9 protein-coding genes are annotated in these 13,448 nt (G+C 40.8%); 6 read left to right on the forward strand and 3 right to left on the reverse strand.

Features of this window, described 5'->3' with window-relative positions:
- The first annotated feature begins 11 nt into the window (after nt 1–11).
- The 3 genes from NEE14_RS15795 (at nt 12) to NEE14_RS15805 (ending at nt 4,784) form a co-directional block, all read left to right on the forward strand.
- Nucleotides 12–1,211 carry an aminopeptidase C gene (locus NEE14_RS15795; protein ID WP_251966219.1) on the forward strand — a complete coding sequence of 400 codons (1,200 nt, stop codon included), beginning with the start codon at nt 12–14 and terminating at the stop codon, nt 1,209–1,211.
- A gap of 499 nt (nt 1,212–1,710) precedes the next feature.
- On the forward strand, nt 1,711–3,939 hold the full coding sequence (locus NEE14_RS15800; RefSeq protein ID WP_251966220.1) for a S9 family peptidase: 2,229 nt from the start codon (nt 1,711–1,713) through the stop codon (nt 3,937–3,939).
- Nucleotides 3,940–3,989: 50 nt separating this feature from the next.
- Nucleotides 3,990–4,784, forward strand: a complete 795-nt coding sequence (locus NEE14_RS15805) for a M48 family metallopeptidase (RefSeq protein ID WP_251966348.1) — start codon at nt 3,990–3,992, stop codon at nt 4,782–4,784.
- Between the two features lie 29 nt (nt 4,785–4,813).
- Here the strand turns inward: NEE14_RS15805 and NEE14_RS15810 are convergent, their stop codons facing one another.
- Nucleotides 4,814–6,607, reverse strand: coding sequence for a MutS-related protein (locus NEE14_RS15810; RefSeq protein WP_251966221.1), 1,794 nt, complete (start codon nt 6,605–6,607; stop codon nt 4,814–4,816).
- A gap of 154 nt (nt 6,608–6,761) precedes the next feature.
- Here NEE14_RS15810 and NEE14_RS15815 point away from each other — a divergent pair, with 154 nt between their 5' ends.
- A complete protein-coding gene (locus NEE14_RS15815; protein WP_251966222.1) occupies nt 6,762–7,604 on the forward strand; it encodes a phospholipase A in 843 nt (280 codons plus the stop codon).
- Nucleotides 7,605–7,688: 84 nt separating this feature from the next.
- Here NEE14_RS15815 and NEE14_RS15820 read toward each other — a convergent pair whose 3' ends face one another.
- Together NEE14_RS15820 and NEE14_RS15825 are read right to left on the reverse strand one after the other, a co-directional pair.
- Nucleotides 7,689–9,182, reverse strand: coding sequence for an IMP dehydrogenase (locus tag NEE14_RS15820; RefSeq protein ID WP_251966223.1), 1,494 nt, complete (start codon nt 9,180–9,182; stop codon nt 7,689–7,691).
- Nucleotides 9,183–9,352: 170 nt separating this feature from the next.
- Entirely contained in the window at nt 9,353–10,639 is a 1,287-nt protein-coding gene (locus tag NEE14_RS15825) for a M64 family metallopeptidase (protein ID WP_251966224.1), read from the reverse strand.
- A 355-nt stretch (nt 10,640–10,994) separates the two neighbouring features.
- Between NEE14_RS15825 and NEE14_RS15830 the strand changes: the two genes are divergently transcribed.
- Both NEE14_RS15830 and NEE14_RS15835 read left to right on the forward strand, forming a co-directional pair.
- The gene (locus tag NEE14_RS15830) at nt 10,995–12,173 is read left to right on the forward strand and encodes an N-acetylmuramoyl-L-alanine amidase family protein (RefSeq protein WP_251966225.1); all 1,179 of its coding nucleotides are present in this window, start codon (nt 10,995–10,997) and stop codon (nt 12,171–12,173) included.
- 31 nt (nt 12,174–12,204) lie between these two features.
- Nucleotides 12,205–13,089, forward strand: coding sequence for an MlaD family protein (locus tag NEE14_RS15835; RefSeq protein ID WP_251966226.1), 885 nt, complete (start codon nt 12,205–12,207; stop codon nt 13,087–13,089).
- The last annotated feature ends 359 nt before the right edge of the window (nt 13,090–13,448 follow it).

Genomic DNA, 13,448 nt, shown 5'->3' on the forward strand with positions numbered 1-13,448 from the left:
TTCATCATGTCATGAAGAAATTTTTTGTATCTGCGCTGATGCTTGCATTCGCGCTTTCATCCGTCTCTGCAAAGGATAAAAAGAAGACAGAAGACGAAGGATATGTATTCACTACGGTGAAAGAGTTAAAGATAACTCCGGTGAAGAATCAGAACCGTACAGGTACATGCTGGTGTTTCTCTACGCTGGGATTCTTGGAATCAGAGTTGTTGCGTATGGGCAAAGGCGAGTACGATTTGTCTGAAATGTTTATTGTCAGCAAGAACTATAAAGACAAAGCTGAAAAGTTTGTTCGTCTGCATGGTAAATTAAACTATGCACAGGGCGGTTCATTTGAAGATGTACTTCAGGCTTGGAAAGAATATGGTATTGTTCCGGAATCAGTGATGAACGGTTTGCAATATGGTGAAGACATGCACGTTCATAATGAATTGGAAAGTGCATCACGTGCTTATCTGGATGAGATCATCAAGAATCCGAACCGCAAACTTTCTACCGCTTGGAAAAAAGGTTTTGATGGAATTATTGATGCTTATTTAGGTACAGCTCCTGAGAAATTTACTTACAACGGAAAGGAATATACACCGAAGAGCTTTGCTGCTGAATTAGGTATTAATCCGGACGATTATGTATCATTGACTTCTTATACACACCATCCGTTCTATACAGAATTCCCTATCGAAGTAGAAGATAACTGGCGTTGGGCTGATTCGTATAATCTTCCGATCGATGAATTGATGCAGGTATTTGACAATGCAATCAACACCGGATATACAATTGCCTGGGGTTCGGATGTAAGTGAAAAGGGCTTTACCCGTAATGGTATCGGTGTAATTCCTGATATCGAATCAATGGAACGCAGTGGTTCTGATCAGGATCGCTGGTTGGGTTTGAGTACTTCTGAAAAGGATGCCGAAATCAAGAAGATGATGGAGAAACCTTGCAAAGAGCTGGAAATTACGCAAGAAATGCGTCAGCAGGCTTATGATAATTACGAAACTACCGACGATCATGGTATGCAGATTTACGGTATTGCTAAAGATCAGACCGGAAAGAAGTTCTATATGATCAAGAACTCTTGGGGAACTGATAATAAATACAAAGGAACTTGGTACATCTCTGAGAACTTTGTGAAGTATAAGACAATGAATATTGTTGTTCACAAGGATGCTCTTCCTCAGGCTATCAAGGATAAACTTCATATCAAATAAGGTAAGATAATCAATAAGGATAGTTAGGCAGTTATTGCTTCATCTGTATTTTGGGATGAAGCGATAACTGCCTTTTTTATAAGGATATAGAACGGGAATATATTTGCTGCCTGTTTTTGTTCTAAAACGCGCCGGCTTTTCGGTAAAAGCCGGCGTGTTTTGATGAAAAGCCGGCGTGTTTTGGAATAGAAACTTACGGGAATCAAAAACGAAACCCGTGAGAATCGTTTTCGGTTTTCGTTGGTTTTGTTTGGAAAGGCATCGTCTTTTGAAGTATTTCTTGTTATTTGTTTGTTGAAAGATCATTCATGTCTGTTTTATTTTATTGGTTATCTGATAGATGAGGTGATTCAAGGTCCGTGTCTCGTCAAGAAGGGCGGATTGGAAGAAAATGGTTAGTGAATATAGATTTTACTTGAAAAAAGATCGATTGAAAAGAAAATAGAATTATCTTTACGGTAGATAAATTTAAGTAATAATTGACAAAAGGATAAATATCATGAAGTGGACAGGATGGTTGACTGCGATCCTTTTGCTGTTAGGCGGAGGATCGCAGGCGCAAGTGCAATTAAATCTGGAAGATGCTGTTGCGGGTAAGGTTATTCAGACAAAAGGTATGGGAGCGATGAGCTGGCTGAAAGACGGCGAACATTACAGCCGCGTGGAAGCCAATCCGGAACAGGGCGGTACGGATATCGTTTCTTATCGGGCGAAAGACAACGAGCGGGAAGTATTGATTCCGGCATCGTGGTTTGTCGATAAAGCAACAGGAAAGTCAGTTCCAGTAAGGAGCATCTCGTGGAGTGCAGATAACAGCAAGGTCTTGGTTTATACCAATACACAGCGTGTATGGAGATATGATACAAGAGGCGATTATTGGGTATTGGATTTGTCTGATAAAAGTTTCCGTCAGATCGGAAAGGATCGTCCGGAATCTTCTTTGATGTTTGCCAAATTTTCGCCGGATGCATCCAAGGTGGCTTATGTGTCAGAAAATAATATTTATGTGGAAGATCTCACATCTCAGTCGGTTAAACAACTGACAACGGATGGTAGCGAGACTATTGTCAACGGTACATTCGACTGGGTGTATGAAGAAGAGTTTGGTTGTCGTGACGGTTTCCGTTGGAGTCCGGACGGACAATATATTGCGTATTGGCAGAGTGATACCGAAGGTACGGGCGTGTTTGATATCATTGATAATGTAGATTCATTGTATCCCAAGATTCTTCATTTCCCTTATCCGAAGGCAGGAACGACCAATTCGGCAGTGAAGGTAGGATATGTACCGGTGAATGGCGGTGCAACAACGTGGATTGATATTCCGGGTGATCCGAGAAATCATTATATTCCACGCATGGAATTTATCCCGAATAGCAATGAATTGTTTATTCAGCAGCTGAACCGTCCGCAGAATACCAATAAGGTGTGGATTGCTCAGATCGGGAGCAGCCAGCCAAAGCATATTTTTACCGACGAGGATAAAGCCTGGGTTGAAACGAACGATCATATTCGTTGGTTGAAAGACAATCAGTATTTTACTTGGGAAAGCGAACGGAGCGGTTGGCGTCATTTGTATCGGGTGAGCCGCGATGGAAAAGATATCCAACCGATTACAGCCGGAGATTTTGATTATATCTCGACAGTGGGTATGGATATGAAGAAAGGGCTGGTTTATTTTATCGCTTCTCCTGATAATTATACCCAACGCTATCTGTACAGTGCCAAGTTGTTTGGTAAGGGAGAAGTAAAGCGGGAGAGCCCGATGGATGAGGCCGGCCAGCATAGTTATTCCATGTCGCCGACAGGAAAGTGGGCTGTACACACGTTCAGTAACGCCGTAACGCCTCCGGTGATAGATATGGTTTCTTTCCCGGGACATAAGTCGGTACGTATGATCGAAGATAATGCGGAAGCGAAAGCACAATACAAGGCTTTAGGACTGAACCCGAAAGAATTTGTAAAAGCCAAAAGTGGAGACCTGATGCTCGATGTATGTATGATCAAGCCTGTGAACTTTGATCCGAACAAGAAGTATCCGGTGATTATCGAAGTCTACGGAGAGCCGGCAGGTTCAACGGTTCAGGATGTCTGGTCTGGTGGAGATTTATGGAATCAGTATATGGTAAATCAGGGATATATTTATGTTAGTATCGAAAACCGTGGAGCCAATGCTCCCCGAGGCCGTGAATGGCGTAAATGTATCTATGGAGAAGTCGGAACCTTTGCGTGCGAAGATCAGGCAAGAGGTATTCAGGATCTGGCCCGTCAGTATCCGTTCATTGACTTGAGCCGTATCGGTATTACCGGCTGGAGTGGTGGCGGCAGCCAGACATTGAATTGTATGTTCCGTTATCCTTCGGTATTCCATACGGGTATAGCTATTGCCTTCGTATCTGATCAGCGTTTGTATGATACGATTTACCAGGAGCGGTATATGAATACACCTCAGAATAATCCGGAAGGATACCGGAAAGGTTCTCCGATTACGTATGCCAACGGGTTGGAAGGTAATTTGCTGTTAATCCACGGAACGGGCGACGACAATGTACACTATCAGAGCTGTGAGATGCTTGTAGATAAATTGGTAGAATATGGCAAGATGTTCTCGCAGATCAGTTACCCGATGCGTAGTCATGGAATCTATGAGCGTAAGGGTACCAGTCTGCATTTACGTAAATCGATGGCTAAGTACTGGCTGGAGCATTTGCCTGCCGGAGGTAAATAAAACCGGATAGTCCAACAAAGAGGAACCGATAAATGATCTATAATATGAATATGAAAAAGTGGATTTTATCAATGGGAGTATTGTTTATGTTATACGGTTGTGGAAGTGTCCCATTAACCGGTCGTAAACAATTGTTGCTGGTAAGTGACCAAGAGGTTCTGTCCGCCAGTTTGACGCAGTATTCAGATTATATGAAGACTGCCAAAAAGTCAACTTCAACCAAGGATGCCAGTATGGTGACTCGTGTAGGGAAGAAGATTGCGGCAGCTACTGAAGCTTATCTGAAACAGAATGGTCTGGAGAGCGAAATCCAGAATTTCTCGTGGGAATTTAATCTGGTCAAAGATGATCAGGTAAATGCTTTCTGCATGCCGGGAGGAAAGATTGTTGTATATGAAGGATTGATGAATCTGGTATCGTCGGATGATGAACTGGCTGTTGTGATAGGACATGAAGTGGCTCATGCCGTGGCAAAACATAGCAATGAACGTATGAGTCAGCAGATTGTGGCACAGTATGGAAGTGCTATTCTTAGTGCGGCAGTGGCAAATAAGAGCGCGGCAGTGCAGCAGGTTGCCGGTACGGTTTACGGATTAGGAGCACAGTACGGTGTGATGTTACCTTTTTCAAGGAAACATGAAACGGAAGCCGATTATATGGGACTTGTCCTGATGACGATGGCTGGTTATAATCCGGATGTCGCGGTTGGCTTTTGGCAGAAAATGTCGGCGGGATCAAACGGTAAAGTGCCCGAGTTTATGAGTACGCATCCCAGCGATGCGACTCGAATCGCTGATATTGAGAAAGCCTTGCCAAGCATCAAGGCCCAATATGGCAAGAAATAAATGATGTATAAAATGTGGGAATAACCTGGTCAGACGGTTATTCCCATTTTTTTCATTAGGAAGCAAGCATTCATGTTCTGTGCGATTCCAGGCCGCATCCGGTACGAAAAGCTGAGTTCTTCATTTTGGATGTCAGCTTCAAAACAGAAATTCTTGATTTGTTCGGGAAACTCTTGCTCCAAAGTTCCCAATACCAGGTCGTGCGTAGCAATGATGCCGCAACTCTGGTTGGCTATCAGTTGTTTCATTAAGGCTAATGATCCTTTTTGCTTGTCAATGGAATTGGTTCCTTTAAGGATTTCATCCAATATAATAAATAGCTTTTCTCCTGATTGCAAACGGTCGATAATCATTTTCAGCCGTTTTAATTCCGCAAAGAAATAGGATTCGTTTTCAGACAGCGAGTCTGAAGTCCGTAAGCTGGTTACCAGATGGGCAGGATAAACTACCAGTTTCTCCGCACAGACAGGCAAACCCGTACATGCCAGTAAATAATTGACACCGATGGTCCGCAGATAGGTACTTTTTCCAGCCATGTTGGCTCCGGTAATAATCAGGAACCAGGGCTTCCGGGGTATATCAATATCATTGGTTACGCAGATATCCGCTTTCATTAGCGGATGCCCGAGTCCTTTCCCTTGCATCTGGAAATATGTATCCGCTATTTCTGGATAAACATATTTCGGATGGTTGAAGGCAAAGTTACCTAAGGAATAGAACGCGTCGAAGGTTCCCAGCGTTTCTATCCAAGATAACATATCGGATTGATGCCGCTCTCTCCATCTTTCCAGAGCGATGGCGTGGCGAATGTCGCGTAAACAAAATAGATTCAATAGAACACCGGCCAGACTAAAGCGCTGGTTCAATGCTCCGATGTGGTGCGATAGTTGTTTCAAGGATACGGAAGCTGATTGGTTGTTACGTTGGAAACACTGTTTTAGCTGCCGTAATAAAGACGAGGAAAAATCTCTTTCTTCAATGCACTTGATCAGATTCGCATATCCATTGAATATAAGTTCCATTTTATCGACAGACTGATAAAGCCGGTTCACTTCTTTGGCACGCCAATAACCGACGACCAGACAAAAAGCTATATAAATTCCGAACCATTTCTCTGCTATGCCGGCCACAACATGACCGATTACTAATAATATCCAACCTATGGGTATGACCCAAATCATGATTCTCCAAAATGTGCTTTGGCTGAAGAACGAAGTTTCCTGACTCAGATCTTTCATCTTATGCAGGCTGTTGCTTTCCTCTTGAGCCATTTTCCCGTTGGTATAGAAATGTTGGAATTGTTCTGGCTGCTTGGCTAACTCCTGAATGGCTTCTTGCCGTTGATATATATCGTTTTTCTGGTCTAATGGCTGTTTGAGCCACGTGGCTAATCGCTTTTTTCCTTCTACGGTGACAGTCCGGTTGATAGCTTGGAAAAGAGATTTGTTCCCGAATAGGTCCAGATCTAAAGCGAAAGAATGTCCTCCTTCAATAAATTCCGAACCACCATCGAATGCCTGATAGTCGAGGTCAAGGCCCTTCAATTCGTTGGATACAAGTTCGCATCGGGTATCAATGTATTTCCGTTTGAAGAATAACCGGTTGTGGAAGATCATCAATCCGATGAAAGGTAGTCCGAAAAGTAAGATGATTCCAACGATAATCTGCCAGCCTTCGTGGTAGAATAAGTATAGGAGAAGCAAGGCTCCGATAACCAATAGTAATCGAATGGTTCCGATGATATGGATTGTCCGGTTCAATTGATTTTTCTCGATAGTAAGTGTATGTATGAGCTCTTGATAGTACGTTGATAGATTTTCCATTTTCCTTTTAGTCTGTTTTGAGAGAACAAATTTACAATAAAATCCAAAGTGCACAATAACGCGTACAAATAGAACACTTTTACATTTTGTCCGTTTTCTGGGCTGATTTTATTCTTAATAACTTTGGGTCCGTAAGAAAATAGGTTAAAGAGAGATGAAACGGTTTATTATTCTTGTGTGCATGTGTTTCTTTGTGTCCTTATCATGGGGGCAGATTTTGGAGGAGAAAAACGTAGACGTGAAGGTAAGGTACAATGCGGATAGTGTGCGTGCTGTATTAGACAAGATGCCTTATTTTACGTTGTTCCGTGATAACTATTTTTCAGGCGGTATTCCTTTAGGTACCAAGCCGACGGGCCATAATTCGGATGTAAAGTTTCAATTGAGTATTTCCCAAAGGCTGACGAAAAGTAAACTCCCTTTCGATTCTTATTTATTCATTCAATATACGCAGAAAGCTTTTTGGGATGTATTCCGTGAATCGCTTCCTATGCGTGATCTGAACTTTAATCCCGGAATTGGATTAGGACATCTGATTATCCGGCATAACAAATATATCGGAAAAGCTTATTTGATGTTGGAACATGAATCGAATGGGAGAGACAGCATCGATTCTCGAAGTTGGAATAAGATAACGTTTTCGTGTGCTTTGGTCTTAAATGATAATTGGGAAACACAGTTTAAAACCTGGATTCCAATTATTGATGGTGAAAACAATAAAGATATCCTGAAATATAACGGTATCTTTCAATTTGCGGTAAATTATCGGACTTGTAATAAACGCTTGCAGATTGGAGCCTTGATTACACAGAGGAAGGCCTGGTTTGGTTTTAATACGCAACTTGAATTAAGTTATAAGTTTAACAAACGGGAAAATCAGTTCTTCTTTATTCAGTATTATAATGGTTATGGCGAGAATTTATTGGAGTATAATCAATATAAAAACATGCTTCGGGTAGGCTTTGTGATCAAACCCCAAGATTTCAGTTTGTATTAACGGCCTGTTTAGACATAAAAAAACAAGTGTATCAAACCCATATCTCAATTGGTTCGATACACTTGTTTTTATATTTATCTGGAATTAATTCTGATCTTTCAGAATAACGTCGTGAGCTCCACCTTCTACAATTGAAGTAGAAGAAACCAACGTAATTTTAGCACTCTTCTGCAGCTGTTCAATTGTGATTGAACCACAACTGCACATGGTTGCCTTGATTTTACCTAAAGTTACTTCGAGGTTGTCTTTCATCTTACCTGCGTATGGAACGTAGCTGTCAACACCTTCTTCAAATTTCAGTGCTTCATTTCCGCCCATGTCATAACGCTGCCAGTTTTTAGCACGGTTAGAACCTTCGCCCCAATATTCTTTTACGAAGTTGTTTCCTATTTTAAGCTTCTTGGTAGGTGATTCATCGAAGCGGGCAAAATAACGACCCATCATCAGGAAGTCAGCACCCATAGCTAAAGCTAATACCATGTGGTAGTCGTGAACAAGACCACCATCGCTGCAGATAGGTACATAGATTCCTGTCTTTTCATAGTAAGCATCGCGAGCTCTGGCTACGTCGATCAAAGCTGTAGCTTGACCACGGCCAATACCTTTCTGCTCACGGGTGATACAGATAGAACCGCCTCCGATACCAACTTTAACGAAATCGGCTCCGGCTTCTACGAGGTAGTTGAAACCTTCCTGATCAACTACATTACCGGCACCAACCAGCAACTTGTCGCCATAGGTTTCTTTGATCCAGTGAAGCGTATCAGATTGCCATTCAGAATAGCCGTCAGAAGAGTCGATACAAACTACATCAACACCGGCTTCAACCAATGCAGGAACACGTTCTTTATAATCACGTGTATTGATACCGGCACCGACCAGCAATGTTTTATCTTTACCTGACAATTCATTGGGATTTTCGTGATGACTGTCGTAATCTTTGCGGAATACAAAATATTGCAGATTCTGATTCTGATCAATAATTGGCAGTGTGTTTAATTTGTGTTCCCAGATGATTTGATTGGCTTCTTTTAATGTAACTCCTAATTCTCCAACGATAAGCTTTGAGAATGGAGTCATAAATTCTTTTACTGGAGTAGCCGGATCATCTTTTTCAACGCGATAATCTCTGCTTGTTACCATACCCAGTAATTTCCCGTTAGGCGTTCCATCTTCTGTAATACCGATGGTTGAGTGTCCTGTCTTTTTTACCAGTGCGATTACATCCTTTAATGTATGGTTGGGAGTCAAGTTTGAATCACTAACAACGAATCCAGCTTTGAACTTCTTTACCTTACGAACCATTTCAGCCTGGCTTTCGATTGTCTGAGATCCGAATATAAATGACAAACCGCCGTTGCGAGCGAGTTCGATAGCCAAATCCGGGCCAGAAACAGATTGCATGATAGCTGATACAAACGGAATATTCAGTTCGATAGCGGCTTTTTCGCCTGCTTTGTGTTTAACAAGTGGAGTTTTTAGCGATACATTCGCCGGAGTACATTCTTTTGTTGTTAACCCAGGAATAAGCAAGTATTCACCAAAAGTTCTTGATACATCATTTAAGTAAATTGCCATAAGATTCTATTTATTTACTGGATGAAAGTTTTATCTTGCAAAGATAAGGATTTTACTTGGATTTATAATATTGGCAAGGGAAAGATTCATGCTATTCCATAAAAAAAGGAAATCTTTCGTTTGACGGAAGACTTCCTTTTTAGGGTTATCAGAAGTAAATCTGTTTGCTGTTAGTATTTTTTGTCGCAGAAATAGTCAATCATCCGGTTGATTGCTCTTGTGCAGGCCGGACAGAAAGGTGCATAGTCGCGCATCATGCAGTGATCTACCGGGCGATATATACCTTTTGACAAATAACCTCCGCCTTCGAATACTCCACATTTATCTTTATGGGCATCATCTAATGGCGTTGGAATAGGTGTGCCGGCAGGCAATAAATCTTTCCATTTTGATTCGAAGTTGACCAATGTGGTAATATTGGGTTCCCAAGGTTCAAATTTCAGATTATAGAAGTCGTTATAAGCTACTTCAGATGAGAAGTATTCGTCGGCAAGTCCGGCAAAACTATGTCCGAATTCATGGGTAAATACCACCGGAGTCTTAGGATGATCGGCTGTACCACAGGCATAGAAGTTATACATTCCTCCGCCTCCATATGTATCCGCATTAATTAAGATGAAGATTGCATCTGTCGGAACATTCCAGACTGCATCACGGATAGACTTCATGTCACGGGTAGTCAGGTACCGGTCAATACCAAATGTGTAATAGCCTGTATTGAAAATGGTGTTTTTAAAGATGCCTTTACCAGAGCTGTCGGTACCCGATTCTTCCGAAACACTGCCAACTGCCCATACGTTAAAGTCATTTTTGCGCTGGTCGTATGGTGGAGTTTTGAACAAAGCTTCCATGAATCGTTTGGCATCGGCTACGAATTTATCTTGTTCGGCAGCGGTGTAGCCTTCAGCCAAGAAGACAAGGTCTACTTTTTCATTCGAATCGCCGTTGCTAAGAATAGGAGTTACCCGGTTTGCCTTTAAGTTTCCCTGGTCAATAAAGATACTGCTCGGATCGATATCCATCTTTAATAAGGTATGAAACTGCATGTCGCTCCGGTCGCGTGCCGTCAGTTCCATAACGATAGGATTCTTCGGATAAGGGACCGATACGCTGTTTGTCCAGGCTTGTGTTTCGGTTTTTGCCTGATCTGTCGTTCTCCATTCTTCAAACAATGTATTGAATCCGCGCGAGTAGATCAATTTGTCTGTCGCTTTATCATAGATGTTTACGTAATAACCTCCATAATAAAATTGATCGATCAAGTTATTTAAAGGTCCGCCCCAGACCGGTTCCTTTCGTAACTGTTCAATGGCGGCCGACTGTTCCTTAGCGTTTCCACTTAAAGAAAAATCAATTCGCAGACTCTTCCTCTCAAAGTAAGTGTCGAATGTTGTTTGGGCAAATAAACTCGGTATAAAACAGAGAATGCCTAAAATTAAATGTATTGTTTTCTTCATAATGCTGTTGTTTTTCGGCAAATGTAGTGTTTTTAGTTTGAAATTGGTTTGTTTGGATGTGAAAATATATCGAAATAATATTTATTCGTTGTCTTTTGTGTTTTTGACATATATGATAAAGCTTTTTCATATCTGTCAAAAAGCTTTACCACATATATGAAAAAGCTTTTCGACAGATGTCAAACAATTAAAATATAGTAGGATATTGGTCAGGAGGTAGTCAGGGGTAGCTCTTAATTATATCTAAAGTATTACCAGTCAAATTAAAAAAACATTACCTTTGTGACCGAATTTTCAGAAACTTCAGAAAGTGATTCGTAAATTATTGTATATTATATCATTTGCATCTCTTTTTATGGTTGTTCCAGTAGTCTTACAGGCAGCTGTAAAGGATTTTGTCGTTGTGATTGATGCTGGGCATGGAGGAAAAGATCCAGGTGCACGGGGGAAAATCATCAATGAAAAAGCAATAAATTTATCTATCGCTTTGAAATTGGGGAAACTTATTGCGAGTAAACATTCCGATGTGAGGATTGTTTATACGCGTAGTACTGACAAATTTGTAGAACTGGATGAACGGGCCGAAATAGCCAATCGGAACAAAGCCGATTTGTTTATATCCATTCATACGAACTCAGTAGCTAAGGGTAATCAGGCAAAAGGAACTGAAACATATACGTTAGGTTTGGCCCGTACGGAAGAAAATCTGGCAGTCGCTATGCGGGAAAATTCAGCTATCTTGTTAGAGGATAATTACGAACAGAAATATGAGGGATTTGATCCTAATTCAACGGAATCATATATCATATTTGAGTTTATCCAGAATAAACACATGCAGCAGAGTATTGCATTAGCCTCCGACATACAAACGTGTTTCGCTTCTTCCAGGCGAGATGACAGAGGTGTCAGACAGGCCGGTTTTCTGGTTTTGAGAAAGACCAGTATGCCAAGCGTCCTGATTGAAGTGGGCTTTATCTCAAATAGAGAAGAAGAACGTTACTTGGCTTCAGAATCCGGACAACAACAGCTGGCCAAGGCTATATCAAATGCTTTTGACCGCTATAAACGGGAATATGATGCCCGCCAGGGTACTTCGTTTGGAAAAAGCTGGGATGTTGTGGAGCCAGCGGCGGATGATTATGCTGCAGACTTTGCTTCTTCTGCTACCGATTATGATACAGATGATAATCCGCCGGCAGGAAGTGAGGAAGATATACTGAGAAAGAAGAAGGCACGTATGGCCGCTCAGTCAGATTCAAAAAGAAACAGTGAACAGCAGATTTCGAATCAGACCTCTTCGGGAACTTTATATAAGATTCAAATTCTGACATCTGATAAGAAGTTATCGGCTAATTCCCGCTTGTTCAAAGGGTACGAACCTGTTGAGTGTGTAGAAGGAAGGCGATTTTATAAATACTTTTACGGGTCAACGTCCAGTTACAACGAAATAAAGAAATTGTGGCGTAGCGTTGTAAAAGACTTTAAAGACGCTTATATTGTCGTTTTTAAGGATGGAAAACAAGTAAATAATTAATTTGAAACTAAAAAAATAACAGGATAACAAGATGAAAAAAGTATTCACCAAGGAAGCAAAGATTGGATTAGTCTCTATTATCAGCCTGATCTTACTTTATTTCGGAATCAATTATTTGAAAGGCATTAATCTATTTAAGCCTGTAAATCACTATGAAGTTGCTTTTACGAATGTGAAAGGAGTCACAATTTCCAGCCCGGTTTATGTGGAAGGATTCAAAGTGGGTTTGGTTCGTGAGATTCGATACGATTATGAATCAAAAGATAAAATAATCGTAGACATCAGCTTGGAAGAAGAAATGAAAATAAATAAAGGAAGCTATATCAGCATCGTCAACAGTTTCTTAGGTGGAGCTGAGCTTCATATCCATTTGAACAAGTATGTTTCGGAATATTACAAACCGGGAGATACGATTGAAGGTCGGATGACAGAAGATATGATGCAATCCGTTCAGGAAGACTTGCTGCCTTCGGTAGAAGCCATGTTGCCGAAGATTGATTCCATTTTAGGCGGACTTGAAAAGATCGTAAATCATCCAGCTTTGACTCAGTCTTTGGAACATGTAGAAAAGTCTACAGCCAACTTGGAGGTTTCTACTCGCCAGTTAAATCAGTTGTTATCGAGTGATGTGCCGGTGATTGTGACAAACCTGAAAACCATAACAGCCAATTTCTCGGATGTCAGTGGTGAATTGAAAACTTTGGATTTACAATCAACTGTTGAAAGCATTAATGCTACTTTGGCTAACTTGAAAGTGACGACTGAGAAGTTTAATTCAAAGGATAATACCTTAGGTTTACTCCTGAACGATAGGGCTCTGTACGATAATCTGAACAGTACTTCCGACAATGCGTCAAAACTTCTGCTTGATTTACGTGAGAATCCGAAGCGCTATGTTCACTTCTCTGTATTCTGATGCATTAGATAAAATGAAAAATTTTGCTTTTTGTCTTTCTGTTTTTGGGATGTTTGTAGAGATGGTTCAGAGCATTGCCATAATTTCTTCTTTATAAGAAGAATAGGTGTTCTTAATTGCCTGACATTCATAAACGGGTTTCTGACAAAATGATAATAGAAATTAGGCTTTTAGTTTAATTTTTCTATGGTTGAAATCGTAATGCGTTGAATGTTAGGTTTATAGATTAAATTATTGAAATTAAGAGAGATAAATTTATTTGAAAAATACAAGTCGAAATAGATTTTTTTTTTTAGAATTTATTTCTAAACTTTGCAGTACTAATAAGAGCGAAAAAAGTTTTGGGAGAAATATAAACG

This window comes from Parabacteroides sp. AD58 (assembly GCF_023744375.2).
GTDB classification, from domain to species: domain Bacteria; phylum Bacteroidota; class Bacteroidia; order Bacteroidales; family Tannerellaceae; genus Parabacteroides; species Parabacteroides absconsus.

Coding starts and splice junctions, on each gene's coding strand:
- NEE14_RS15800 (WP_251966220.1), top strand. CDS start 1,711: ATGAAGTGGACAGGATGGTTGACTGCGATCCTTTTGCTGTTAGGCGGA.
- NEE14_RS15795 (WP_251966219.1), top strand. CDS start 12: ATGAAGAAATTTTTTGTATCTGCGCTGATGCTTGCATTCGCGCTTTCA.
- NEE14_RS15825 (WP_251966224.1), bottom strand. CDS start 10,639: ATGAAGAAAACAATACATTTAATTTTAGGCATTCTCTGTTTTATACCG.
- NEE14_RS15830 (WP_251966225.1), top strand. CDS start 10,995: ATGGTTGTTCCAGTAGTCTTACAGGCAGCTGTAAAGGATTTTGTCGTT.
- NEE14_RS15805 (WP_251966348.1), top strand. CDS start 3,990: ATGAAAAAGTGGATTTTATCAATGGGAGTATTGTTTATGTTATACGGT.
- NEE14_RS15820 (WP_251966223.1), bottom strand. CDS start 9,182: ATGGCAATTTACTTAAATGATGTATCAAGAACTTTTGGTGAATACTTG.
- NEE14_RS15835 (WP_251966226.1), top strand. CDS start 12,205: ATGAAAAAAGTATTCACCAAGGAAGCAAAGATTGGATTAGTCTCTATT.
- NEE14_RS15810 (WP_251966221.1), bottom strand. CDS start 6,607: ATGGAAAATCTATCAACGTACTATCAAGAGCTCATACATACACTTACT.
- NEE14_RS15815 (WP_251966222.1), top strand. CDS start 6,762: ATGAAACGGTTTATTATTCTTGTGTGCATGTGTTTCTTTGTGTCCTTA.